Raw genomic sequence first — 24,069 nt, 5'->3', positions numbered from 1 at the left:
CATATTATAATTTTATCTAAATTAGAAAGTGGCACCAAAAAATCACACCAAGCAATTCGAAAGTCTAGCCATTACCATTTCTCTCATCATGCTGAATTGAGGCTTCCTCATAATCCAGCGAACCCCTCTCCGCATATACATCCAGAAAATCAGCGACACTCCAATAGTCCACTTCTGGCGGCACATCAACCGAAAAAAAAGTTGCAATATGACTCAACTCCGTAGAGCACCCAAGTCCTTCAAGTCCATTCCGCATTTCGGACACCAATTCACCCAAGTATGATATTACGCGAATCGTTGAGTGGCCACCGGGAATTTGCACAGCATTAAATACAAGATCGCCGTTGATCTCAGATGCAGAAACCACATCACCGTAACTGACAAGCCGAGCGTAAAATGGCACGTTATCGATGCAGTACCCTTCGGGCCGAGGAAGAGCCCACAGACCCTCCCACTCAGCCGGAGGATATCCATCCTGCTGCGGCAATCTAAACAAAATCTTTACGTGCTCAATTTTGGTCATGGCATTCGATCTTTGGGAGGAACCCAGTCAACTTTATTGCTCTTGTCAATGTTACAAGAGCTGCACAAAACCTGTCCATTCGAAGGCGACCCGTCTCCTCCCTTCGATTTCGGTGTGATGTGATCAACCCTGGTTTCGTGTTTGGGAGTAGGTATTCCTCGCTGACTCTGTTGAGCAGGACTCGTAGCGACTGTGCAGCCCTCACACGTCGCCTGACCACCATTTTCTTGCTCATTTTTCTGGATAACTTCTCGCTTACCAGCCGGAGTAAAATCCTTACCCGCACGCGGACCACCCGCAGTGCCTTTTGGAGCCACGGGCTCCTTAACGATCTGCCTGAAAGCTGGACCGAGAAGTGGACCAACAACAGGAGTAGTGCTTAGTGCGATCTGAGTCACTACAACAGCCGCAGGGCCAAACTGCTCGAACGCGCCCGGATTTTCAGCGAACGCATCCCCAAATCGTTCGGCAGACCGTTCTTGTCGACCATCCGGATCAGTGAAACGATACGGATTATTGTTAGCATACTTATAGCGACTAAAGTTTTGACCTTTGTTCGCGCTAGGCTCGACTGGATCTGCCGAAAGAAACCTACCGAGCTGCGGATCATAGTACCGCTGCTGCATGTAGCTCAGCCCTGTGCCCGAATCGCTCACATGACCCGTGTACCCCGGCCCATCCGCAACCTGTGCGCCCTCCACGGCCCCGTAGGGCTCGTAGTCATAACGCTTGATCACGCTGCCATTCGCATTGGTCTCGGCCACAACCGAACCGAGCGCATCAGTGTGGATATAGGTGACTGTCTGCGCACTGGCTGTCGGTACGAGACTCCACCCGACCAGCAGCACACAGCACAGCCAGGCAGCAATGCAACGCAGCTTTAGAGATCCTCCTTCCAACCACCTGCGCCGGATAGACATGGCGCCTACAGCTCCCACGTAGCTTTGCATCCTTCCAATCCTTGAAAGAGCCTTGAAGCAAGACGCGATATTGATAGCACAGTAACGAAGCGGCTGAAACGGCGCTTATAGTTTCAGGGCGAACGCGTCATTTTGGGCCGACTCAACCACTCGATATCCAGCGCCTGCGAAGCCGGACCCGAGCAAGGGCCGTGTCGGTGATCGCGGCCCATCCGAGGGTGCCCACCAGCGGCCGGCACTACCTTCGAGCGAGCCACAAACAAAAAGCCCCGACCAAGGCCGGGGCTTTCTGCTGTATCTGGTGCCGGAAATAGGAATCGAACCTACGACCTACGCATTACGAATGCGCCGCTCTACCAACTGAGCTATTCCGGCTGAGCAGGTAATTCTACGGTGGAGGCCCCCAAGCGGTCAATTGGCACCCCCCCTCCCCACCAGGCGTTGACGCAAGGCCGCCTACAGTGGCCCTGTCCCGCTTGGAAGCCCCCGATGCCCGCCTGTTCCCGACTGACCGGCCTCATGCTGGCCGCCCTGCTCTGCACCGGCAGCGCCGCCGCCGAACCCGCCCGCCCGGCGCCGCAGCCACCCGACCAGCAGTGGCAGCCGCTGTTCCAGCAGGTCCAGGGTGCTCACCTGTTCAAGGACCAGAAGACCTTCGCCGACGCCATCCCGCGCCAGGACGCCCGTGCGCTGCTCGATCACTGGCAGCAGGCCCAGACGCAGCCGGGCTACACCCTGCCCGCCTTCGTCGCCGCCCGGTTCACGGTGCCCGGCGATACGGCCGCCTACGTGCCGCCGGCCGGCGAAAGCCTGCGGGCCCACATCGATGGCCTGTGGCCGGTGCTGACCCGCACCACCCGCACTGTCGACCCGCACGGCTCACTGCTGCCGCTGCCCGAGCCCTACGTGGTGCCGGGCGGGCGTTTCCGCGAGGTCTATTACTGGGACAGCTACTTCACGATGCTGGGGTTGGCATCCAGTGGGCGCTGGCAGCAGGTGCGCGACATGGTCGACAACTTCGCCTGGCAGCTGGACCAGTACGGGCACATCCCCAACGGCAACCGCAGCTACTACCTGAGCCGCTCGCAGCCGCCCTTCTTCAGCGTGATGGTGGATCTGCTGGCCACCCACGAAGGCGATGAGGCCTACCGCCGCTACCTGCCCCAGTTGCGCACCGAGCATGCGTTCTGGATGCGCGGTGCCGACGGCCTGCCACCGGGTGCGGCCAGCGAGCGCGTGGTGCGTCTGGCCGACGGCCAACTGCTCAACCGCTACTGGGATGCACGCGCGGTGCCGCGCACTGAGTCGTGGACCGACGATCTGGCCACTGCGGCGCAGGAGCCACAGCGCGCGCCATCGCAGGTCTATCGCGATCTCCGCGCGGGGGCGGAGTCGGGTTGGGATTTCAGCTCCCGCTGGCTGGCCGACCCGGCCGCCCTGGGCAGCATCCACACCACCGCAATCGTGCCGGTGGACTTGAACAGCCTGCTGTTCCATCTGGAAAAAACCGTGGCCCGTGCCAGTAAAGCGGCCGGCGACCGCGCTGCGGCACGCGATTACGAGCAGCGGGCGCAGGCGCGCCAGGAGGCGATCAATACGCTGCTCTGGGACGCGACCCAAGGCTGGTACGTGGATCGTGATATGGAGCGAGGTCAAACCCGCCCTGCCCTCACTGCGGCGGCGCTGTTTCCGCTCTGGCTGCAGGTGGCCACCCGCGCGCAGGCCCGGCAGACGGCGGCGGCGGTGGATGCGCAGTTGCTGCGCCAGGGCGGCCTGCTCACCACGACGGTGCGTACCGGGCAGCAGTGGGACGCCCCCAACGGCTGGGCGCCGCTGCAGTGGGTCGCCGTCGATGGCCTGCAACGCTATGGCGAGAACACGCTGGCGCGCCGCATCGGCACGCGTTTCCTGCACACCGTGCAGGCCGTGTATGACAGCGAAGGCAAGTTGGTGGAGAAGTACGTGGTGGACGGCTCGGCCGGCGGCGGCGGTGGCGGCGAGTACCCGCTGCAGGATGGTTTCGGCTGGAGCAACGGGGCGACGTTGGCGCTGCTGGACCGGCTGTGCCCGCCGCGTCGCACGTGCGTCAGTGCACAGGATGTGGGCACCGCGGACTGAGCCGCGGCGCAGCGGCAATCAACTTTCGCGCGTGCCGTGTGCGACCGGTACCGACCGCGCAATGCCGTATTGCGCGGCGTAATAGGTACTCAGCACCAGCAGGCTGGCCATCGGCAACCCACCGCCGAAACGGTCCCAGGCCAACAGGCAATCACTGGCCACGAACAGCACCGCACCGCCGGCCGCCCACGCCGTGCTGCGCCGGTCGATCCCCTGCGGTGCCGGCGCGCGCCAATGCCGGGCCATCGCGAGGATCGCCATGACCGCCAGCACCACCACGTAGGCCAGCACCGGCACGCGCATGTCGGCCGGCAAGTGCGGCCACAACGCGATGAGGTTGCCCGCGGCGAAGGCACCGAGCAGCACGGCGGCCACGCCCAGTCCGCGCCCGGCGTGGATGCCGGCGCGGAACGCGACGATGTAGCAGACATGCGCCAGCAGGAAGGCGACCAGGCCCGGTACGAAGGCATCCATCGGCAGCATCAGGGCGATGTCGCCAATGCAGGAAAGGCCCATGCCGGCCAGCACCGCACGGCGGTAGCCGGATGGGGGCAACGTTGTAGAGGTGGCCGACACGCGGCCGACCCGCCCGGCCTGCCATGCGATCGAAGCGATCAACAAGGTGGTCAGTGGTTTGGCCAACCAGTGCACCCAACGTCCATCGCCGTCCAGGCCCGCGCCAACGACGGCCGCAATGGCCATGGCCACGATGAGTACATCGCGACCGCGCGAGGTCATCGGGCTTTCCACAGCTCGGCCAGGCGATCAGGCTTGCCGGCGATGCGCTGCAGCGACGGGTACACCAGGCCACCGTGGTAGTCCAGGCTCACCGTGTCGATGCGGTCGAAACTGCGCACCAGCAGGGTAATCGGCGCCTTGTCGGTCTTGGCGGCCGTCACCGCGTCCTTCAGCACGTCGCCCTTGAACACGCGCCCGTTGACCGCCAGCACCGTCATGCCCGGTGCGAGGCCGGCGTTGAACGCCGGGCTGTCCCACAGCACGTCGGTCAGCACCCCGCTGTTAGCCACGCTGACGCCGAGCGAATAGGTCAGGTTGATGCCGGCGGCGCGGGTTTCCTGCGCCTTGACCGCATCGCTCGGGGTATCGGTGTAGACCAGCTTCCAGCCAGCCGCTTCCAAGCCGCCGGTCAGCGATCCATGCCCGTCCAGGCGCTCGCGCAGGAAGCTGGCCCAGTCAAACGGGGCGATCCCGTTCAAGGTGCGCACCACGTCTTCGAAGGTGTACGGATGGACGTTCCAATCGCCATCGTTCACGCCGAAGAACGCCTTGGCGAAATCGTCGAGGCTGCGCTTGTTGCCGGTCAGCGCGCGCAGCTTGCCTTCCACTTCCAGCCACACCATCTGGCCACCGGAGTAGTAGTCCTCGCTCAGCTGGTAGTTGCGGAAAGCCAGCGCGCGACGCTGGGCGATGGTGGGATCGTTGGTGGTGTCCTGCAGCGCGCGCCACGCCAGGCCCGGTCGGCCGCGATCGTAGGTGGCTGCCACGTTGGCCAAGGTTTCGCGGGTCTGCTGCACGCTCCACATGCCCGAGCGCGCGGCCAGCACCTGGCCCCAGAACTGGGTCTGGCCTTCATACAGCCACAGCAGGCTGTCGCCCATCGGCACGTTGAAGTTGGGCGTGGACAGATCCGCACCGCGCCGGTACTTGCCATTCCAGGAGTGGTTGAACTCGTGCGGCAGCAGGTCGCGGCCCAGCCAGTTCTTGTCCCACTCGGTGAAATAGCCCGGTTCGGCGCTGTTCTCGCTGGAGCGCTGATGCTCCAAGCCGATGCCGCCAAGCTTGCTGGTCAGCGCCAGCAGGAAGTCGTAATGATCGAAGTGGCGTGCGCCGTACAACTTGTAGATCTGCTGCACCAACGCGCGGTGCGCCTGCAGCTGTTCGGGCTTAACGACCAGCGATTTGGCATCGTCGGCAAACACGTTCAGGCGCACCGGTACTTTGGCACCGGGATCCAGGTCGAACTGCTGGTAGTAGCGGCCGGCGAACAGCGGCGAATCGACCAGATGGTCGTAGCTGATCGGCTTGAACACCACGGTATCGCCGTCGCGGCGCTCGGTTTCCAGCGCGGTGGCGTAGTTCCAGCCCTTGGGCAGGGTCACGCTGGCCTGCGCCTGCAGGTTGCGGGTGATCACGCCGGCCGGGTACAGCGAGTTGGCGTTCCACTGCAGGTTGAGCATTTCCGGGGTCATCACCACCCGGCCTTGGCTGCCGCCCTGCGAGGACAGGAACTTGAACTCGGCCACCACCTCGCTGGCACCATCGGGCACGTCCACTTTGAAGGCGTACACGTCGTACTGATCGCGCGTCCATTGCAGCGGCTTGCCGTTGGCGGTGACCACCAACCCGGCCACCTTGTCGATCGGGCCACTGGGCGAATGCGCACCGGGCAGCCACTGCGGATACAGCAGAGTAAGCGGGCCGGGCTTGGCTGGAATGGTTGCCTTGACCTTGAAGATGCGCCGGCCGATATCGCGCGCGTCCACCTCGATGCGCAGCACACCCGGCCAGGCAACATCCTGCGGGGGCGGCGTCTGCGCCTGTACGCCGGTGGCGCTGAGTGCCAGCAGCACGGACAGGACGGTGGTACGCATGTTCATCGGCAACGCTCCGGCGGGTGAACGTTCGATCCTAGACCTCGCCTCTGCCCTGCCCCATGGCCAAAGGTCATGCGTGGGGCAGCGGCCAGAACGGGCAAAGCGACACCCGACGCGGCGCGCCTGATGCGCGCCGCGTCAGCGATCGGGTGACCTTGCAGGTAGAGCCACGCATGGCGTGGCTCTACCTGCGTAACGGCAGCATATCGGTGGCTTACTGTTTGGCGGTGGCCGCCTGCGGGAGGGACTGGATGACGTTGCCCTTGTCATCCATGAAGGCCAGCGCCGGTTCGCCGCGGGGGCTGACCGTCATCATGATGCGCGGTCGGCCGGCAGCGTCGGCCAGGATCAGCGCCGAAGAGTCGCCACGGGTGCGACCCACGAACAACCGCTGGGTCTGTTCGCCGCCGGCGTCTTTCCACTTCTGCCGCAGGGCCTGCTTTTCCGGGCCGGCCGGTGCGGCCTGGTACTGCTGGTAGAGCGCGTCGTAGTCCTGGTGCAGGCCGCGGTCGTAGACCGACAACCCGGTTTCCATGTGGCCATTGACTTCGTAGTGATGCACCGCCAACTGCTGGTCGCCGCCGAAGCGGTCCATCGACAAGTGCACGCCCGCGCTGGGCTTGCCCTTCGCATCCAGCTTGCCGTCGTAGATCAGGCCTCCAACCTCATCACCCACGCCGTTGTAGAACAACATGCCCGGCATGGGACCCCGACCGCTCTTGATCTCCTTGCCGTCGACGACCGGCTCCGGCAGCAGCCCGCGCGCGGCAATGACCATGGAACGGCCGCCGTCGGCGCCGACGATGTTGATCCTGGCCACGTTGATCTCGTCGAAGGTGGCGCTGATGGGCGGCGTCCGCGCGCCCATCAGCGCCAGTGCACCGCCCACGGTCAGCACCCCGCCAAGCACCAGCTTCAACAGCCGGTTCTGGGTGCGCAACTGGTGGAACAGCGCGGCGACATCATCCTGGCCGCTCTTCATTGCTGCCGGCGCGGTGGCCGGCGTTGCCTGCTTGCTCATCCTTCACTCCTTGTGTGGCTCGATCCATGGCGGCACGGCCGCTCCCTGCGCGCCACGCTGATGCGCATGACGCGTTCATCCATGCTCGACCGTGGCCAACGCGATCGTCAAGGCCCGTTCCTCACGATGCCGGTTGGCGGCGCAGACCCAGCAACAACAAGGCCCGCATTCGCGGGCCTTGGCGGGGACACTGACGCAGCGACGTGGCTCAGCTGATCAACCGCAGCCGCAGTTCCTTGGGCAGCGCGAACACCATCGATTCCGGCTCGCCGTCGAGTTCGCCGACGCCGGTGGCCCCCAGCTCCTTCAAGCGTGCGATCACGCCGTCCACCAGCACCTGCGGTGCCGATGCGCCAGCGGTCAGGCCGATGTGCTTCTTGCCTGCCACCCAGGCCGGGTCGATTTCGTGGGCGCCGTCGATCAGGTACGACTCCACGCCTTCACGGCGCGCCAGTTCACTGAGGCGGTTGGAGTTGGAGCTGTTCGGCGAGCCCACCACCAGCACCAGGTCGCAGCGCTGGGCCAGGTCGCGCACGGCGTCCTGGCGGTTCTGGGTGGCGTAGCAGATGTCGTCGTTCTTGGGCCCCTGCATCGCCGGGAAGCGCGCACGCATGGCCTCGATGATGCCGCGCGTGTCATCCACCGACAGCGTGGTCTGGGTGGTGTAGGCGAAGTTGTCCGGCTGCTCGATCTCCAGCGTGGCCACGTCGTCGACGTCCTCCACCAGGTAGATCCGGCCGGTGCCGCGCTCGCGGTTCCACTGGCCCATGGTGCCTTCCACTTCCGGGTGGCCGGCGTGGCCGATCAGCACCACGTCGCGGCCGGCGCGGCAGTGGCGGGCCACTTCCAGGTGCACCTTGGTGACCAGCGGGCAGGTGGCATCGAACACTTTCAGGCCACGGCGCTCGGCTTCCTGGCGCACGGCCTGGGACACGCCGTGGGCGCTGAAGATGACGGTATTGTCGTCGGGCACTTCGTCGAGTTCCTCGACGAAGATCGCGCCGCGCGCCTTCAGGTCATCCACCACGAAACGGTTGTGCACGACCTCGTGGCGCACGTAGATCGGCGCCCCAAGGGTCTCGATCGCGCGCTTGACGATCTCGATCGCACGATCGACACCGGCACAGAAACCACGCGGATTGGCGAGCAACACGTCCATCGGTCAGATACTCCGGCCGGCACGCGGCCGGTTGATTGCAGGAAACAGGAGGGAATTATCCCGCTTTTTTCTCGGACTTGCCGTCGAACAGGCCAAACACAGCGATCCCGACCGCCCCGACCACGATCGCCGCGTCGGCGATGTTGAACGAAGGCCAGTAATGGTCACCGATGTGCCACTGGATGAAGTCCACCACGTGACCGTGCATCAGCCGGTCGATCACGTTGCCGATCGCCCCGCCGATGACCAGCGCGTAAGGCACCGCGCTGCGCCAGTGGGCCCGGGCGGTGCGCGACAGCCAGAACGCCATCAGGCCGCTGATGCCCACTGCCAGCGCAGTGAAGAACCACAACTGCCAGCCACCGGCATCGCTCAGGAAGCTGAATGCAGCACCGGTATTGTAGGTGCGGAACCAGTTCCAGAAGCCCTCGATGACCACCACCGGCTGGTACTCGGGCAGGCTGGACAGCACCCAGGCCTTGCTCCACTGGTCCAGGCCGATGATCGCCACCGACAGCAGCAACCACACCAACGCATTGGGACGCGGACGGACGGCGCTCATCAGAACCACCGCCGATCTTCGCCGGCGCCGTCGATGTTGGTCACGCAGCGACCGCACAGTTCCGGATGGGCCGCCACCGTGCCCACGTCGGCACGGTAATGCCAACAGCGCACGCACTTGGTTTTTTCGGTCGGCTGCGCGCTGACAAACACCTCATCGGTGGTCGCCGGGCGCACCTGCACATCGCCACTGATCAGCAGGAAGCGCAGTTCGTCAGCCAGCGGCTGCCAGCGGGCGGCAGTGTCCGCGTCGGCGGCCACGGTGATCTCCGCTTCCAGCGCCGCACCGATGGCACCGTTGGCGCGCATCGGCTCGAGCACCTTGGACACCTGCTCGCGCAGGGCCAGCAGCTGGTCGAAATCGGCGGCGGTGAGCGGCGCGTCGGCCGGCAGCGGTTCCAGACCGTCGTACCAGGTGGCAAACAGCACGTTGTCCTTGCGTTCGCCCGGCAGGTAGCCCCACAGCTCGTCGGCGGTGAAGCTCAGGATCGGGGCGATCCAGCGGGTGAACGCTTCGGCGATGTGGTACATCGCGGTCTGCGCCGAGCGGCGGCCGCGCGAGTCCACCGGCATGGTGTACAGCCGGTCCTTGGTGACGTCCAGGTACAGCGAGCCCAGGTCGACGCTGCAGAAGTTCAGCAGCAGCTGCACGATCTCGGCCATGGTGTAGCTGGTGTAGGCGGCCTTGATCTTCTCCTGCACCTCGAAGGCGCGATGCACGATCCAGCGGTCCAGTGCGACCATGTCGGCCGGTGCCACCCGATGCTGGGCCGGGTCGAAGCCGTCCAGGTTGCCCAGCAGGAAGCGCGCGGTGTTGCGCAGGCGCCGGTAGGCGTCGGCATTGCGCTTGAGGATCTCCTGCGACAGCGACATTTCATTGCTGTAGTCGGCCGAGGCGATCCACAGGCGCAGGATGTCCGCGCCCAGCGTCTTCATGATGTCCTGCGGCTCAATGCCGTTGCCCAGCGACTTGGACATCTTGCGGCCCTTCTCATCCACGGTGAACCCATGGGTGAGGCACTGCTTGTACGGGGCGTGCTTGTCGATGGCCACGCCGGTCAGCAGCGAGGACTGGAACCACCCGCGGTGCTGGTCCGAGCCTTCCAGGTACAGGTCGGCCGGCTTGCCGAAGCCTCGCGCCAGCAGCACGCCTTCGTGGGTCACGCCGGAATCGAACCACACATCCAGGATGTCGGTGACCTTCTCGTACTGCGCGGCGTCGTCGCCGAGCAGCTCGGCGCTGTCCAGCGAATACCAGACGTCGATGCCGCCCTGCTCCACGCGGTCGGCCACCTGCTGCATCAGTTCAACGGTGCGCGGGTGCGGCTCGCCGGTTTCGCGGTGGGTGAACATCGCGATCGGCACGCCCCAGGTGCGCTGGCGGCTGATGCACCAGTCCGGGCGCCCTTCGACCATGCCGCCGATGCGCGCCTTGCCCCAGCTCGGGAACCAGCCGACATTGTCGATGGCGGCCATCGCATCGCTGCGCAGGTTGGCCTTGTCCATCGAGATGAACCACTGCGGGGTGGCGCGGAACACCACCGGCGTCTTGTGGCGCCAGCAGTGCGGGTAGCTGTGCACGATCTCGACATGGGCCAGCAGCGCACCGGAGGCGCGCAGCACGTCCACGATCAGCGGCTGCGCCTTCCACAGGTGCACGCCGGCCAGTTCGACATCGCCAGCCGGCGGGGTCGAGGACAGGTACACGCCACGGCCGTCGACCGGATTGATCTGGCCGGCGTTGTACTTGTCCATCAGCCCGTACTGCTGGCTGACCACGAAGTCTTCCTGGCCGTGGCCGGGGGCGGTATGCACCGCACCGGTGCCGTCTTCATCGGAGACGTGGGCGCCGTTGAGCAGCGGGATGTCGCGGGTGGGATAGAACGGATGGGCCAGCAGCAGGTTTTCCAGCGCCGCACCGGTGGCGTGGCCGTGCACGACCAGCCCATCGACGCCGTAGCGCTGCAGCGAACGCTCGGCCAGCGCGGACGCCAGCACCAGCCAGCGGCGCCTGCCGTTGTGCGCCGGGCCTTCGGCCAGCACGTACTCGATCTCCGCACCGAGGGACACCGCCAGCGAGGCCGGCAGCGTCCACGGGGTGGTCGTCCAGATCGGCACGGCCACCTCGACATCGGCCGGCACGGTCGCGCCGAAGCGCGCGGCCAGCTGCGCGCCATCACGCGCGGCGTAGGCCACGTCGATCGCCGGCGAGGTCTTGTCCTGGTATTCGATTTCCGCTTCCGCCAGCGCCGAGCCGCAGTCGAAGCACCAATGCACCGGCTTGGCGCCGCGCACGATGTGGCCGTTGGCGAACACCTTGGACAGCGCGCGGATTTCATTGGCCTCGAAATCGAAGCTCAGCGTCTTGTACGGGTTGCCCCAATCGCCGATCACGCCCAGGCGCTTGAAGTCGCGGCGCTGCAGCTCGATCTGCTCTTCGGCGAATTCGCGGCACTTCTGACGGAACTGCTCGGCGTCCAGCTTGACCCCGACCTTGCCCCACTTCTTCTCGACCGCGATCTCGATCGGCAGGCCGTGGCAATCCCAGCCCGGCACGTAGGGCGCATCGAAGCCGGCCAGGTAGCGCGACTTGACGATGATGTCCTTGAGGATCTTGTTGACCGCATGGCCCAGGTGGATCTGGCCGTTGGCGTAAGGCGGGCCGTCGTGCAGCACGAACAGCGGGCGACCCTGCGCGTTCTCGCGCAGGCGGGCGTACAGGCCCTCGTCTTCCCAGCGCGACAGAATGCCCGGCTCGCGCTTGGGCAGGTCGCCGCGCATCGGGAATTCGGTTGCCGGCAGATGAAGGGTGGCTTTGTAGTCCTGGCTCACGCAGTGGCTCGCAATCTGTGTTCGGAAAGGATGTGACGCGCCTGTTCGGCGTCACGGTGCATCTGGTCGGTCAACGCGGCCAGGTCTTGGAACTTCTCTTCGTCGCGCAGCTTGGCGACGAATTCCACTTCAATATGACGACCGTACAGGTCGCCCTGGAAATCGAACAGGTGCGCTTCCAGCAGCGGCTCCACGCCGTCCACGGTGGGACGGGTGCCGAAGCTGGACACCGACGGCCACGGCTGGTCGAACACGCCGTGCACCCAGGTGGCATAGATGCCCGACAGCGCCGGGGTCTTGGGGAAACGCAGGTTGGCCGTCGGGAAGCCCAGCGTACGGCCCAGCTGGCGCCCGCGCACCACCCGGCCCCCGATCGAGTACGGGCGGCCAAGCAGATCGTTGGCGTGGGTGAAGTTGCCTTCGCGCAGCAGCTGGCGGATGCGGGTGCTGGAAATGCGCTCGCCGTGCAGGTCCACCGGGTCGATTTCCCCCGCCGTAAAGCCCTGCTCCGCGCCCATGGCCTGTAGCAGCGCCAGATCGCCGCGACGGCGGTTGCCGAAGCAGAACTCCGGGCCGATCCAGACTTCACGCGCACTCAGGCGCTGCACCAGCAGCTGCTGGACGAAGTCTTCGGGCTGCATGGCGGCCATGCGCGCATCGAAGCGCAGCAGGCCCACCGCATCCACGCCCAGTTCGTTGAGCATGGCCACTTTGTCGCGGGCCAGGGTCAGCCGTGGCGGCGGCTCGCCCTGGGCGAAGTACTCGCGCGGCAACGGTTCGAACGCGACCGCCACGGCAGCCACGCCCATCGCGCGCGCACGCGCCGCCGCATGCCGCACCAACGCACGATGGCCGAGGTGCAGGCCGTCGAATGCGCCGATGCAGACCACGCTTCCGTGCGGGAACAGCGGCCCGCCTTCAATGCTTCTGAACAACCTGCTCATCAACTGGGAATCCGGCCCACCAGGGCCGATAGAGTGCAAGGGATAGCCGTGAAGTATAGCCGGGGTGCCCACGGATCAATGCTCGCGCAGGTGGCGCGGGCGGAACCCCATCGCCACCAGGGCCACCAGGTAGGTCAGGCCGCCGCCGCCGACCAGCAGCGCGAGGTTGCCCATCCGGTGCCATTTGTCCATCTCGGTGAAGCCGGACATGCCGTGCAGCAGGGCCAGCAGCACCGCCACCATGGCCGCGCAGGCCAGGCCCAGGCGGGTCACGTAGCCGGCCCAGCCAGGCTTGCGCTGGTACACATCGGTCTTGCCCAGCCAGTACCAGAGCAGGCCAAGGTTCAGGTAACTGGACAGCGCGCTGGCGATGCCCAGCGCCAGGTGCAGGCCCGGCTGCTTGCCCAGTGCGACCCACACACCCTGCGCCTTCAGCGCGTCCGGCACCATCACCTGGTACAGCACGGCCAGCAGGAGGAAGTTGAAGACCATGTTGGCCACCAGCGCGACGATACCGGCCCGGACCGGGGTGCGGGTGTCCTGGCGCGCGTAGAACGCCGGCAACACCACCTTGAGCAGCGCGAACGCCGGCAGGCCGAAGCTCAGGCCGTACACCGACAACGCGGTCATGCGGGTGTCGAAGGCGGTGAATTCCTTGTACTGGAACAGCGTGGCGATCAGCGGCTCGGCCAGCAGCACCAGGCCCAGCATGGCCGGCACCGAAATCAGCAGGGTCGTGCGCAGGCCCCAGTCCAGCGCGCTGGAGAAGCCGGCCTTATCGGTGCTGACGTGGTGGCGGGCCAGCGCCGGCAGGATCACCGTGCCCAGCGCGACGCCGAACACGCCCAGTGGCAGCTCCAGGAAGCGGTCAGCCAGCGACAGCCAGGACTGCGAGCCGTCGGTCAGCTTGGCCGCGATCACGGTATCCAGCAGCAGGTTGATCTGGGCCACCGAGGAGCCGAACAGGGTCGGCACCATCAGGGTGAGCACCTTGCGCACGCCCGGATGCCGCCAGCCCCAGCGCGGCAGGGTCAGCAGGTTGATGCCCTTCAGGGAGGGCAGCTGGAACAGCAGCTGCAGCAGCCCCGCCGCCAGCACCGCCCAGCCCAGGGCCAGTATCTGCTTCTCCGGGGTGCCGCCCAGCCGGGGGGCCAGCCACACCGCGCCGGCGATCATGCACAGGTTGAGGATGACCGGGGTCAGCGCAGGCATCGCAAAGCGCTGGAAGCTGTTGAGGGCGCCGCCCGCCAGCGCGGTCAGCGACACGAACAGCAGGAACGGGAAGGTCAGCCGGAACAGGTCGACCAGCAGGCCATGCTTGGCCGGGTCGGTGTCCACCCCGCTGGAGAACAGGGTTGCCAGCTGCGGCGCGAAGATCAGCGCCAGCGCGGTGACCAGCATCAACACGCCACCCAGGGTGCCGGCCACCCGCGACATCAGCTCGCGCAGCTCGGCGTGGGGGCGGGTTTCCTTCACTTCCGTGAACACCGGCACGAAGGCGGTGGCGAAGGAGCCCTCCGCGAACAGCCGGCGGAGGAAGTTGGGCACCCGGAAGGCCACCCAGAAGGCATCGGTCACCGCATTGGTGCCGAACGTGGTGGTGATGACCTGGTCGCGAACCAGCCCCAACACCCGCGAAATCATGGTCATGCTGCTGAAAGACAGCAGACCCCGCAACATCCTTGGTGAACTCACCCGTGTTCCCTCTTGACAATTGACTTGACGTACATTTTTCGAGCCATCATACTTTCCAGCTTGCTGTTCCCATTACACCGATTTTTCAGGAAACCACCACTGTGGCCAATATCAAGTCCGCCAAGAAGCGCGCCAAGCAGACCGTCGTGCGCAACGCGCGCAATACGGCTCAGCGTTCGATGCTGCGCACCGCTGTCAAGAAGGTGATCAAGGCTCTGGATGCCAATGACGCCGCCGGCGCCGAGGCAGCCTTCGCTGTTGCCCAGCCGATCCTCGACCGTTTCAGCTCGCGTGGTCTGATCCACAAGAACAAGGCCGCTCGCCACAAGAGCCGCCTGACCGCGCGCATCAAGGCCATCAAGGCCGCCTGATACGGCGCTGCGGGTGTCGTAGAGCCACGCCCCGCGTGGCTTCGACCCAGCCGCAGAAAAAGACCCGGCCCCGGCCGGGTTTTTTGTTGCCCGCAGAACCGTATTGCCGGATTCTGCCCGGCTGGACGCCAGCCAGGCCGTAGCGCCGGGCTCTGCCCGGCTGCCCTTCGCGGCGATATCGTCAACGTTGGACCCCAGCCGGGCCGTAGAGCCGGGCTCTGCCCGGCTGCCCTTCGCAGCGATATCGTGAACGTCGGATGCCAGCCGGGCAGAGCCCGGCTCTACGGCGTTATGCAAACGCGACGTCCGCAAGACGACGCCCCGCCCACCCGGCGCGGGCGCACCACAGAAAAACCCGGCCGCAGCCGGGTTGTTCAGGGGCGCGCGGAGGCGCTCAGTACGCATCGCGCGCTTGCGCCTCGTCTTCCTTCTGGCGATCAAAGAAGGCCATGATGTTGGTCATGATCGGCCAGGTGCCTTCGCGGCCCAGCGCCGAGACCAGGTACCACGGCTGGGTCCAGCCCAGCTCGGCGACGATCTTCTCGGCCGCAGCCTTGGCCTCGTCCTCGAACATCAGGTCGGCCTTGTTCAGCACCAGCCAGCGCGGCTTGTCCAGCAGCTCCGGATCGTGCTTTTCCAGCTCGCGCTCGATCGCACGGACCTGCTCGATCGGCGAGACGCCTTCCACGCCACCTTCCATCGGGGAGATGTCCACCAGGTGCAGCAACAGGCGGGTGCGCTGCAGGTGGCGCAGGAACTGAGCGCCCAGGCCGGCACCGTCGGCGGCCCCTTCGATCAGGCCGGGAATGTCGGCGATGACGAAGCTGCGGTAATTTTCAACGCGCACCACACCCAGGTTCGGGTACAGCGTGGTGAACGGATAATCGGCCACCTTCGGGGTGGCGGCAGACACCGCGCGGATCAGGGTGCTCTTGCCTGCATTGGGGAAGCCCAGCAGGCCCACGTCGGCCAGCAGCTTCAGCTCCAGCTTGAGCAGGCGCTCTTCACCCTCTTCGCCCGGCAGCGCCTGGCGCGGCGAACGGTTGGTGGAGCTCTTGAAATGCATGTTGCCCAGGCCGCCGCGGCCGCCCTTGGCCACCAGCAGGCGGTCGTCATGCTGGGTCAGGTCGCCGATGATTTCATCGGTGGCCACGTTCATGACCACGGTGCCGACCGGCACGGTGATGACCAGGTCTTCGCCGCCCTTGCCGTAGGCCTGGCGGCCCATGCCGTTCTCACCGCGCTGCGCCTTGAAGATGCGCTCGTGGCGGAAGTCGACCAGGGTGTTCAGGTTGGCGTCGGCGCGGATCCAGACGTTGCCGCCATTGCCACCATCGCCACCGTCCGGGCCGCCCAGCGGAATGAACTTCTCGCGACGGAAACCGACGCAGCCGTTGCCGCCATTGCCGGCGGTGACCTGGATTTCTGCTTCGTCTACAAGTTTCATGATTCTGGATGCCAACTGGAGGCGGCGGGCAGCGGATGCACCCGACCGCAGAGTCTAACGTCCCCGGTACGATCCGTGGACGGTGGCGGGAAGGATCCCCGCCCATGTTCGAACAAAAACAAAAAACAAAAACCCCGCCGAAGCGGGGCTTTCGTCAGCGGCCCCACGCGCTAGGCGTGGGCGCCTGCGTATCGCGAAGATCAGGCTTCGGCGACGACGCTGACGGTACGACGCTTCTTCGGGCCCTTGACCGAGAACTCCACCTTGCCGTCGACGAGCGCGAACAGGGTGTGGTCACGGCCGAGGCCAACGCCGCTACCCGGATGGAACTGGGTGCCGCGCTGACGCACGATGATGTTGCCGGCATCGATGGCCTGGCCACCGAAGATCTTGACGCCGAGGTACTTCGGGTTGGAGTCGCGACCGTTGCGCGAAGAGCCTACGCCTTTTTTATGTGCCATGACTGGTTCTCCTTATTACTTGCTGCCACCGGCAATGCCGGTGATCTCGATTTCGGTGTAGTACTGACGGTGACCCTGGCGCTTCATGTGGTGCTTACGGCGACGGAACTTGATGATCCGGACCTTGTCAGCACGACCCTGGGACACGACCTTGGCAGTGACCGAAGCGCCGCTCAGAGCGTCGCCCAGCTTGATGCCATCGCTGTCACCCAGCATCAGGATGGTGTCGAACGTGATCTCGTTGCCGACTTCGACTTCGAGTTTTTCGACGCGGAGCGTTTCGCCCTGCGCCACGCGGTATTGCTTACCGCCGGTTACCAGTACTGCGTACATGACCAGACTTCCTCTGTAGTTATTGTGGTCTATGGACTGCTGCCATCGAGGGCAGACAGAAGCGGGATTTTAATGACTGGTGGTGGGTCGGGTCAAGTCACCCCCCACCTTGCCCTGTCTGGGGCTGAATCCTGTTCAGGTAACGCCCCGGCAGGTCTCAGGCGGTGAGACCCGGGGCTGGCAATGTGCGCGATTGCCCCCAAATCCCAAGCTCGGTAGGCTGACCGATTGCCGTCTCCGCTTGCCCCACCCGCTTGCCGGCCCTCCGGGCCAGAGCCCCACAACGGATCCCCCATGGCGATGGATTTCATCCGCATCCGCGGCGCGCGGACGCACAACCTCAAGAACATCGATCTCGACCTGCCCCGCGACAAGCTGATTGTCATCACCGGCCTGTCCGGCTCGGGCAAGTCCTCGCTGGCGTTCGACACCATCTACGCCGAAGGCCAGCGTCGTTACGTGGAGTCGCTGTCGGCCTATGCCCGCCAGTTCCTCAGCGTGATGGAAAAGCCGGACCTGGACCACATCGAGGGCCTGTCCCCGGCGATCTCGATCGAGCAGAAGTCGACCTCGCACAACCCGCGGTCCACCGTGGGCACCATCACCGAGATCTACGACTACCTGCGCCTGCTGTACGCCCGCGTCGGCAGCCCGCGCTGCCCCGACCACGGCTACCCGCTGGAAGCCCAGACGGTCAGCCAGATGGTCGACCACGTGCTCAGCCTGGACACCGAGCAGCGCTACATGCTGCTGGCCCCGGTGATCCGCGAGCGCAAGGGCGAGCACGCCCAGGTGTTCGACCAGCTGCGCGCGCAGGGCTTTGTGCGCGTGCGCGTGGACGGCATCCTGCATGAAATCGATGCGGTACCGCCGCTGGCACTGCGCCAGAAGCACACCATCGAGGCGGTGATCGACCGCTTCCGCCCGCGCGAGGACATCAAGCAGCGCCTGGCCGAGAGCTTTGAAACCGCTCTGAAGCTGGGCGACGGCATGGTCTCGGTGCAGTCGCTGGATGTGGAAGACGCGCCCGCGCACCTGTTCTCGTCCAAGTACAGCTGCCCGGTCTGCGACTACTCGCTGCCGGAGCTGGAACCGCGCCTGTTTTCGTTCAATTCGCCCGTCGGCGCCTGCCCGGGCTGCGACGGGCTGGGCATGGCCGAGTTCTTCGACCCTTCGCGCGTGGTGGTGCACCCGGAGCTGTCGCTGTCGGCCGGTGCCGTGCGCGGCTGGGACCGCCGCAATGCGTACTACTTCCAGCTGATCGCCTCGCTGGCCAAGCACTACAAGTTCGACGTCGATGCGGCCTGGCAGACCCTGCCCGAGGACGTGCGCCAGGCAGTGCTGTACGGCAGCGGCGAAGAGACCATCACCTTCACCTATTTCACCGAAGCCGGCGGCCGCACCCAGCGCAAGCACCGCTTCGAGGGCATCATTCCGAACCTGGAACGCCGCTACAAGGAAACCGAATCGGCGGCGGTGCGCGAAGAACTGGCCAAGTACATCAGCGAGCGCAACTGCCCCGAGTGCCAGGGCCAGCGCTTGAACAAGGCTGCGCGCAACGTGTTCGTGGCCGACCGCGCACTGCCGGAACTGGTGGTGCTGCCGATCGATGAAGCGCTGAAGTTCTTCAGCGGCATGATCCTGCCCGGCTGGCGCGGCGAGATTGCCGGCAAGATCGTCAAGGAGATCGGCGAGCGCCTCGGCTTCCTCGTCGATGTGGGCCTGGATTACCTCACCCTGGAGCGCAAGGCCGACACCCTGTCCGGCGGCGAGGCCCAGCGCATCCGCCTGGCCAGCCAGATCGGCGCCGGCCTGGTCGGCGTGATGTACGTGCTCGATGAGCCCTCCATCGGCCTGCACCAGCGCGACAACGAACGCCTGCTCGGCACCCTTACCCGCCTGCGTGACCTGGGCAACACGGTGATCGTGGTCGAGCATGACGAAGACGCGATCCGCCTGGCCGACTACGTGCTGGACATCGGTCCGGGCGCGGGCGTGCATGGCGGCGAGATCGTCGGCCAAGGCACGCTGCAGGACATCCTGGATGCGCCGCGTTCGCTGACCGGGCAGTACCTGTCGGGCAAGCGTGCCATCGAGATTCCCGCGCGCCGGCACAAGCCGAACCCGAAGATGACGCTGCACCTGCGTGGTGCCAGCGGCAACAACCTCAAGGGCGTGGACCTGGACATTCCGTCGGGCCTGCTGACCTGCATCACCGGCGTGTCCGGCTCGGGCAAGTCGACCCTGATCAACGACACCCTGTTCTCGCTGGCTGCCAACGAGATCAACGGCTCTTCGCACGCTATCGCGCCGTACAAGGAGGTCGAAGGCCTGGACCTGTTCGACAAGGTCGTGGACATCGACCAGTCGCCGATCGGTCGCACCCCGCGCTCGAACCCGGCCACCTACACCGGCCTGTTCACGCCGCTGCGCGAGTTGTACGCACAGGTGCCCGAAGCGCGTGCGCGCGGCTATTCGCCGGGGCGTTTCAGCTTCAACGTGCGCGGTGGCCGCTGCGAAGCGTGCCAGGGCGATGGCCTGATCAAGGTGGAAATGCACTTCCTGCCGGACGTGTACGTGCCCTGCGACGTGTGCCATGGCAAGCGCTACAACCGCGAAACGCTGGAGATCCTGTACAAGGGCTTCAACATCAACGACGTGCTGCAGATGACCGTCGAAGATGCACTGAAGCTGTTCGAGCCGGTGCCGAGCATCGCGCGGAAGCTGGAAACGCTGGTCGACGTGGGGCTGAGCTACATCAAGCTGGGCCAGAGCGCGACCACGCTGTCCGGTGGTGAAGCGCAGCGCGTGAAGCTGTCCAAGGAGCTGTCGCGGCGCGATACCGGCCGCACGCTGTACATCCTGGATGAGCCGACCACCGGCCTGCACTTCCACGACATCGAAGCGCTGCTCGGCGTGCTGCACAAGCTGCGCGACGAAGGCAACACGGTGGTGGTGATCGAGCACAACCTGGACGTGATCAAGACCGCCGACTGGATCGTCGATCTGGGTCCGGAAGGCGGCCATCGCGGTGGCACCATACTGGTCACCGGTACGCCGGAAGACGTGGCGGCCTGCCCGACCTCGTACACCGGCCAGTTCCTGGCCAAGATGCTGCCTTCGACCAGCGCCCGCCCGCAGCAGCCGGCCGCGACCGCCAACAAGCCCGATGCGCGCCCGCCCCGCAAGGTCAAGCCGGAGAAGCCGGCCAAGAAGGCTGCCGCGGCCAAGAGCACCGGCAAGGCCAGCAAGACCAGCACCACCAGCAAGAAGAAGAAGGACGCCTGATGAGCAGCGAACACAAGATCCTGGCCCGCGTACCGATCAGCGTGCGCTGGCGCGACATGGACAGCATGGGCCACGTCAACAACGCCAAGTACATCTCGTACCTGGAAGAGGCGCGCGTGCGCTGGATGCTGGGCGTGGACGGCGTGTCGATGACCGACCGCATCGCCCCGGTGGTGGCGGCCACCAACGTCAATTACCGCCTGCCGATCGTGTGGCCCAACGACATCGTGGTGGAGCTGTTCGTGGAACGCCTCGGCAACAGCAGCGTCACCATCGGCCATCGCATCGTGGACCAGAACGACGACGCCAGGCTGTATTCGGATGGCAACGTGGTGGTGGTCTGGATGGACACCCAGACCGGCAAGAGCGCGCCGCTGCCCGACGCGATCCGCACCGCGTCCACCTGAAGGTAGTGCCGGCCGCTGGCCGGCAACCCCGTACCCCCCGGACGGATTCACCTGGTTGCCGGCCAGCGGCCAACACCACCGGGATTCCCTCGGGCGCCATTACCGCGTTGTATGCAAAGGATCGCCATGTTTCACCAGACCGATGTCCGCGTGTTGCAGCCGGGGCTAACGCCGTTTCCCGTTGATGTGTTCGCGCCCGACCAGCCCTGGCTGACCGACCACCTGCTGCCGTTGATCGCCATCGACCTGGGCCTGCTGCGACCCGAACTGGCCGGTAGCGTGGTCACGCTGCTGTGCCCGATCGAGCCGTACGAAGGCTGCCTGGGCGATGGCACGGAGGCGCACCACAACGCCTTCACCGGCAGCAACTGGCTGGCCTTCGAACTGCAGGCCGACAACCGGCTGCGCTTCCTCGGCAACGAAGGCTATTTCCAGCGCGCGCCGCAGAACAGCGATGTGCTGCCAGTCGATGAGGACCTGCGTGAGCACGCCGCGGAAATGCAGGACAGCCATGCTGCGGCCCGTGCGTATTTCCAGCAGCACGGCATGCTGGTCAGCGGCGTGGACGTCGATGACGAAGACGAAGCGCCGCAGCAGCAGGCCTATCTGGACAACCTGGGCGGCCCGCTCTGGCACGGCAACTGGACCGACTACAGCACGATCCCGTCGGCATTCCGGATCGACGACCTGGCCGGCACCACACAGCACGGCAGCCTGCACTTCCGCAATGACAGCACGCACCTTCCCGACGACGGCATCCGCATCACGCGGGACGGCGAGCCGTTCTTCCACGTCGCCGATGTCGCCTCCTACAACTGGTGCGCCAGTGGCGCCGACGCGATCCTGATGTTCTACGAGCCGCGCAGCCGGACGGTATTGTTCACGTTCGACTGGTCGTGACAGATCGCGTCGTGGTCGTGAACGGCAGCCGTTGAATGCCTCACGGCACCGCCTTGCGCACCTGCAACACGCCATCCACCTTGCGCCCATCTTCAAGGCTGAGCCGCAGCGGCAACGCGGCGCCCTCCTTCAGGGTCACCTCGGGCTGCATCAGCATCAGGTGCAGGCCACCGGGTTTGAGTTCGACCGTGGCGCCGGCCGCGATCGGCAGCCGCTCCACCTCGCGCATGCGGCTGATGCCCTCCACCAGCGTCGTTTCATGCAACGACACATCTCCGAACGCCTTGCTGCCGGCGCCAATCACCACCACCGCGCTGCGGCAGTCGTTGCGGATCGTGCCGTAGCCGGCCGCCATCGGCATCGGCCCCGGTGGCAGCCGCACCCAGCCCTCGCGCACCGACACGCAGGCCGGCTCGGCGGCGGTGGCCGATGTTGCGAGCGCACACAGGCTCAACAATACGCACGCGAATGGTTTGGTTATCATCGCCTCAGTTCCCTGTCTGCAACGAGATCGCAGCATGACGACGCTTATCGAGGTGATCAACCATGGCCCTATCCGCGAACTGCGGCTGGCGCGGCCGCCGGTCAACGCGCTGGACACCGAGCTGTGCCGCCACCTGATCCACGCGATCAACCAGGCCATGGCCGATGACGCGCACGGCATCGTGCTGTCGGGCAGCGAACGCATCTTCAGCGCCGGCATGGACGTGCCGCACCTGCTCGGCCATGGCGAGGACAGGCACAAGCTGCTCGACAGCTGGCAGGCGTTCTTCGGCGCGGTGCGCACGCTGGCCGAGTGCCGGGTACCCGTGGTGGCCGCGCTGACCGGGCATGCGCCGGCCGGCGGCTGCGTGCTGGCGCTGTGCTGCGATTACCGGATCCTGGCGCGCAGCCCGGACCCGGCACAGCCGACGGTGATCGGCCTGAACGAGGTCCAAGTGGGGCTGGTGGCGCCGGAAGGCATCCAGCGCCTGATGCGCCGCGTGGTCGGACATCACCGCGCCACCCAGTTGCTGGTGGGCGGGGAGATGGTGTCGGCCGAGCGTGCGCTGGAGATCGGGCTGGTGGACGAACTGGCCGATGCCGCCCAGGTGGTGCCGCGCGCCGTGGCGTGGCTGCAGCGCCTGCTCAAGCTGCCCCGCCAGCCGATGCTGCTGACCCGCGCCATCGCCCGCGCCGACCTGCACGAGGCCCTGCACGCCGACCTGATCCAGCTCGACCGCTTCGTCGAGGCCTGGTACGCCCCGGACGCCCAGCAGGCGCTGCAGCAGCTGGCGGCCAGGCTCGGCAAGGCCTGAAGCCCGGCAAACACCGGTAGTGCCGGCCGCTGGCCGGCAACCACGCACCTCCCGGCCCGGCACTGCAGGGCTGCGCGCACATGGCTGGAATGAGCCCCCTGAGTCAGGGGGCGGCCGCGAAGCGGCGGGGGTTTGGAGGGCAATGAGAGGGGGCCCGCGGTTTGCAGAGCGAACCGCGGGGGCGGCAGCGCGAATGCGTTGCCGTCATGCGGCCAGCGGCCGGCACTACCCTATAATTTGCGTTCGCCCACCCCAGGTTGCTTCCCTTGTCCGACACGCACGAACCCGTCGTCTCCGAGCTGATCGATCTGCTCACGCTCGAGCGCCTGGAAGACAACCTGTTCCGCGGCCAGAGCCGCGACATCGGGACCAAGTACGTGTTTGGCGGCCAGGTGCTGGGCCAGGCGCTGTCGGCCGCGCAGGCCACCGTGGACAACGGTCGCCACGTGCATTCGCTGCATGCCTACTTCCTGCGCGCGGGCAACATCGACCACCCGATCGTCTATGACGTGGACCGCACCCGCGACGGCGGCAGTTTTTCGGTGCGCCGGGTGACGGCGATCCAGCACGGCAAGGTGATCTTCTTCTGCGCGGCCTCCTTCCAGCAGGCCGAACAGGGCGCCGAGCACCAGCACAAGATGCCCGAAGTGCCGCAGCCGGAAGACATCGAACCCAACCGCCCGCTGCCACCGGAGGTGCTTGAGCGCCTGCCGATCAAGGTGCAGCGCTGGCTGTCGCGCGGCGGCCCGTTCGAGTTCCGCCACGTGTACCCGCGCGACGAACTCAACCCGCCCAAGCGCCCGCCCTACCACCAGGTCTGGCTGCGTCTGAATGAAAAAGTGGGCGATGCGCCGGAGCTGCACCAGGCGCTGCTGGCCTATGCCTCGGACTTCCACCTGCTGGGCACGGCGACCTTCCCGCACGGCATCAGCTACTACCAGCCGCACGTACAGATGGCCTCGCTCGACCACGCGATCTGGTTCCATCGCCCGTTCCGCGCCGACGACTGGCTGCTGTACTCGCTGGACAGCCCCAGCGCGCAGGATTCACGCGGACTGGCCCGGGGCCAGTTCTTCACCCGCGATGGCCTGCTGGTGGCAAGCACCGCGCAGGAAGGCCTGATCCGCGTGGTACCCGACAGCGCCGCGGCGGCCGCCGTTCCGGCCAAGGACTGAC

At 65.9% G+C, this 24,069-nt stretch carries 21 protein-coding genes and 1 tRNA gene; 7 read left to right on the top strand and 15 right to left on the bottom strand.

Annotation, left to right across the window (positions count from 1 at the left end):
- Positions 1-64: 64 nt before the first annotated feature.
- The 3 genes from GQ674_RS04295 to GQ674_RS04285 all read right to left on the bottom strand — a co-directional run bounded on the left by GQ674_RS04295 (position 65) and on the right by GQ674_RS04285 (position 1,818).
- Positions 65-523, bottom strand: a complete 459-nt coding sequence (locus GQ674_RS04295) for a DUF4265 domain-containing protein (protein ID WP_159496087.1) — start codon at positions 521-523, stop codon at positions 65-67.
- Positions 520-1,473, bottom strand: a complete 954-nt coding sequence (locus GQ674_RS04290; protein WP_159496086.1) for an RHS repeat-associated core domain-containing protein — start codon at positions 1,471-1,473, stop codon at positions 520-522. The genes GQ674_RS04295 and GQ674_RS04290 overlap by 4 nt, the downstream gene beginning before the upstream one ends.
- Positions 1,474-1,742: 269 nt before the next feature.
- Positions 1,743-1,818 (bottom strand) — tRNA-Thr (locus GQ674_RS04285).
- Between the two features lie 114 nt (positions 1,819-1,932).
- On the opposite strand from GQ674_RS04285, the gene treA reads away from it, so the two are divergent.
- Complete coding sequence (treA, locus tag GQ674_RS04280) at positions 1,933-3,561, top strand: alpha,alpha-trehalase TreA (RefSeq protein ID WP_159496085.1); 1,629 nt, start codon at positions 1,933-1,935, stop codon at positions 3,559-3,561.
- An 18-nt stretch (positions 3,562-3,579) separates the two neighbouring features.
- On the opposite strand, the gene GQ674_RS04275 is transcribed toward treA, so the two are convergent.
- From GQ674_RS04275 to murJ, 8 genes are all read right to left on the bottom strand, one after another.
- The gene (locus tag GQ674_RS04275) at positions 3,580-4,299 is read right to left on the bottom strand and encodes a lysoplasmalogenase (protein ID WP_159496084.1); all 720 of its coding nucleotides are present in this window, start codon (positions 4,297-4,299) and stop codon (positions 3,580-3,582) included.
- Positions 4,296-6,179, bottom strand: a complete 1,884-nt coding sequence (locus GQ674_RS04270; RefSeq protein WP_201290215.1) for a M61 family metallopeptidase — start codon at positions 6,177-6,179, stop codon at positions 4,296-4,298. The genes GQ674_RS04275 and GQ674_RS04270 overlap by 4 nt, the downstream gene beginning before the upstream one ends.
- Positions 6,180-6,390: 211 nt before the next feature.
- The gene (locus GQ674_RS04265) at positions 6,391-7,197 is read right to left on the bottom strand and encodes a hypothetical protein (protein ID WP_159496083.1); all 807 of its coding nucleotides are present in this window, start codon (positions 7,195-7,197) and stop codon (positions 6,391-6,393) included.
- Positions 7,198-7,405: 208 nt separating this feature from the next.
- Positions 7,406-8,356, bottom strand: coding sequence for a 4-hydroxy-3-methylbut-2-enyl diphosphate reductase (ispH, locus tag GQ674_RS04260; RefSeq protein ID WP_159496082.1), 951 nt, complete (start codon positions 8,354-8,356; stop codon positions 7,406-7,408).
- A 55-nt stretch (positions 8,357-8,411) separates the two neighbouring features.
- On the bottom strand, positions 8,412-8,918 hold the full coding sequence (gene lspA, locus GQ674_RS04255) for a signal peptidase II (RefSeq protein ID WP_128095195.1): 507 nt from the start codon (positions 8,916-8,918) through the stop codon (positions 8,412-8,414).
- On the bottom strand, positions 8,918-11,749 hold the full coding sequence (ileS, locus tag GQ674_RS04250) for an isoleucine--tRNA ligase (protein WP_159496081.1): 2,832 nt from the start codon (positions 11,747-11,749) through the stop codon (positions 8,918-8,920). Before ileS ends, lspA begins: the two co-directional genes overlap by 1 nt.
- Positions 11,746-12,693 (bottom strand): bifunctional riboflavin kinase/FAD synthetase, encoded by a 948-nt coding sequence (locus tag GQ674_RS04245; RefSeq protein WP_159496080.1) that lies wholly within the window; start codon positions 12,691-12,693, stop codon positions 11,746-11,748. Before GQ674_RS04245 ends, ileS begins: the two co-directional genes overlap by 4 nt.
- Before the next feature lie 75 nt (positions 12,694-12,768).
- A complete protein-coding gene (gene murJ, locus GQ674_RS04240; protein WP_159496079.1) occupies positions 12,769-14,373 on the bottom strand; it encodes a murein biosynthesis integral membrane protein MurJ in 1,605 nt (534 codons plus the stop codon).
- Between the two features lie 116 nt (positions 14,374-14,489).
- Here murJ and rpsT point away from each other — a divergent pair, with 116 nt between their 5' ends.
- Positions 14,490-14,759 carry a 30S ribosomal protein S20 gene (gene rpsT / locus GQ674_RS04235; RefSeq protein WP_019184515.1) on the top strand — a complete coding sequence of 90 codons (270 nt, stop codon included), beginning with the start codon at positions 14,490-14,492 and terminating at the stop codon, positions 14,757-14,759.
- 394 nt (positions 14,760-15,153) lie between these two features.
- Here rpsT and obgE read toward each other — a convergent pair whose 3' ends face one another.
- The 3 genes from obgE to rplU all read right to left on the bottom strand — a co-directional run bounded on the left by obgE (position 15,154) and on the right by rplU (position 17,000).
- Positions 15,154-16,206 (bottom strand): GTPase ObgE, encoded by a 1,053-nt coding sequence (gene obgE, locus GQ674_RS04230; RefSeq protein WP_038689686.1) that lies wholly within the window; start codon positions 16,204-16,206, stop codon positions 15,154-15,156.
- A gap of 200 nt (positions 16,207-16,406) precedes the next feature.
- Complete coding sequence (rpmA, locus tag GQ674_RS04225) at positions 16,407-16,667, bottom strand: 50S ribosomal protein L27 (RefSeq protein WP_038689688.1); 261 nt, start codon at positions 16,665-16,667, stop codon at positions 16,407-16,409.
- 15 nt (positions 16,668-16,682) lie between these two features.
- A complete protein-coding gene (rplU, locus tag GQ674_RS04220; protein WP_038689690.1) occupies positions 16,683-17,000 on the bottom strand; it encodes a 50S ribosomal protein L21 in 318 nt (105 codons plus the stop codon).
- Positions 17,001-17,294: 294 nt separating this feature from the next.
- Here rplU and uvrA point away from each other — a divergent pair, with 294 nt between their 5' ends.
- From uvrA to GQ674_RS04205, 3 genes are all read left to right on the top strand, one after another.
- Positions 17,295-20,288, top strand: coding sequence for an excinuclease ABC subunit UvrA (gene uvrA, locus GQ674_RS04215; protein ID WP_159496078.1), 2,994 nt, complete (start codon positions 17,295-17,297; stop codon positions 20,286-20,288).
- The gene (locus tag GQ674_RS04210; protein ID WP_038689694.1) at positions 20,288-20,695 is read left to right on the top strand and encodes a thioesterase family protein; all 408 of its coding nucleotides are present in this window, start codon (positions 20,288-20,290) and stop codon (positions 20,693-20,695) included. Before uvrA ends, GQ674_RS04210 begins: the two co-directional genes overlap by 1 nt.
- A gap of 126 nt (positions 20,696-20,821) precedes the next feature.
- Complete coding sequence (locus GQ674_RS04205) at positions 20,822-21,595, top strand: enolase (protein ID WP_159496077.1); 774 nt, start codon at positions 20,822-20,824, stop codon at positions 21,593-21,595.
- 40 nt (positions 21,596-21,635) lie between these two features.
- Here GQ674_RS04205 and GQ674_RS04200 read toward each other — a convergent pair whose 3' ends face one another.
- Complete coding sequence (locus tag GQ674_RS04200) at positions 21,636-22,079, bottom strand: copper chaperone PCu(A)C (protein WP_159496076.1); 444 nt, start codon at positions 22,077-22,079, stop codon at positions 21,636-21,638.
- Between the two features lie 34 nt (positions 22,080-22,113).
- On the opposite strand from GQ674_RS04200, the gene GQ674_RS04195 reads away from it, so the two are divergent.
- Both GQ674_RS04195 and tesB read left to right on the top strand, forming a co-directional pair.
- Positions 22,114-22,893 (top strand): enoyl-CoA hydratase/isomerase family protein, encoded by a 780-nt coding sequence (locus GQ674_RS04195; protein WP_159496075.1) that lies wholly within the window; start codon positions 22,114-22,116, stop codon positions 22,891-22,893.
- 266 nt (positions 22,894-23,159) lie between these two features.
- Complete coding sequence (tesB, locus tag GQ674_RS04190; protein ID WP_038689702.1) at positions 23,160-24,068, top strand: acyl-CoA thioesterase II; 909 nt, start codon at positions 23,160-23,162, stop codon at positions 24,066-24,068.
- Position 24,069 lies beyond the last annotated feature (1 nt).

It is taken from the genome of Stenotrophomonas sp. 364 (genome assembly GCF_009832905.1).
Lineage (GTDB): Bacteria > Pseudomonadota > Gammaproteobacteria > Xanthomonadales > Xanthomonadaceae > Stenotrophomonas > Stenotrophomonas maltophilia_AP.
The sequence above is the reverse complement of the archived record's forward strand: the minus strand, read 5'-3'. Positions and strand labels throughout refer to the sequence as shown.

Excerpts from the sequence above, each read along its gene's own strand:
- GQ674_RS04290 (WP_159496086.1), bottom strand. The coding sequence starts at position 1,473 with ATGCAAAGCTACGTGGGAGCTGTAGGCGCCATGTCTATCCGGCGCAGG.
- GQ674_RS04245 (WP_159496080.1), bottom strand. The coding sequence starts at position 12,693 with ATGAGCAGGTTGTTCAGAAGCATTGAAGGCGGGCCGCTGTTCCCGCAC.
- uvrA (WP_159496078.1), top strand. The coding sequence starts at position 17,295 with ATGGCGATGGATTTCATCCGCATCCGCGGCGCGCGGACGCACAACCTC.
- GQ674_RS04205 (WP_159496077.1), top strand. The coding sequence starts at position 20,822 with ATGTTTCACCAGACCGATGTCCGCGTGTTGCAGCCGGGGCTAACGCCG.
- GQ674_RS04210 (WP_038689694.1), top strand. The coding sequence starts at position 20,288 with ATGAGCAGCGAACACAAGATCCTGGCCCGCGTACCGATCAGCGTGCGC.
- GQ674_RS04200 (WP_159496076.1), bottom strand. The coding sequence starts at position 22,079 with ATGATAACCAAACCATTCGCGTGCGTATTGTTGAGCCTGTGTGCGCTC.
- obgE (WP_038689686.1), bottom strand. The coding sequence starts at position 16,206 with ATGAAACTTGTAGACGAAGCAGAAATCCAGGTCACCGCCGGCAATGGC.
- GQ674_RS04195 (WP_159496075.1), top strand. The coding sequence starts at position 22,114 with ATGACGACGCTTATCGAGGTGATCAACCATGGCCCTATCCGCGAACTG.
- ispH (WP_159496082.1), bottom strand. The coding sequence starts at position 8,356 with ATGGACGTGTTGCTCGCCAATCCGCGTGGTTTCTGTGCCGGTGTCGAT.
- treA (WP_159496085.1), top strand. The coding sequence starts at position 1,933 with ATGCCCGCCTGTTCCCGACTGACCGGCCTCATGCTGGCCGCCCTGCTC.
- lspA (WP_128095195.1), bottom strand. The coding sequence starts at position 8,918 with ATGAGCGCCGTCCGTCCGCGTCCCAATGCGTTGGTGTGGTTGCTGCTG.
- GQ674_RS04265 (WP_159496083.1), bottom strand. The coding sequence starts at position 7,197 with ATGAGCAAGCAGGCAACGCCGGCCACCGCGCCGGCAGCAATGAAGAGC.
- GQ674_RS04270 (WP_201290215.1), bottom strand. The coding sequence starts at position 6,179 with ATGAACATGCGTACCACCGTCCTGTCCGTGCTGCTGGCACTCAGCGCC.
- GQ674_RS04295 (WP_159496087.1), bottom strand. The coding sequence starts at position 523 with ATGACCAAAATTGAGCACGTAAAGATTTTGTTTAGATTGCCGCAGCAG.
- rpmA (WP_038689688.1), bottom strand. The coding sequence starts at position 16,667 with ATGGCACATAAAAAAGGCGTAGGCTCTTCGCGCAACGGTCGCGACTCC.
- GQ674_RS04275 (WP_159496084.1), bottom strand. The coding sequence starts at position 4,299 with ATGACCTCGCGCGGTCGCGATGTACTCATCGTGGCCATGGCCATTGCG.
- murJ (WP_159496079.1), bottom strand. The coding sequence starts at position 14,373 with ATGTTGCGGGGTCTGCTGTCTTTCAGCAGCATGACCATGATTTCGCGG.
- rplU (WP_038689690.1), bottom strand. The coding sequence starts at position 17,000 with ATGTACGCAGTACTGGTAACCGGCGGTAAGCAATACCGCGTGGCGCAG.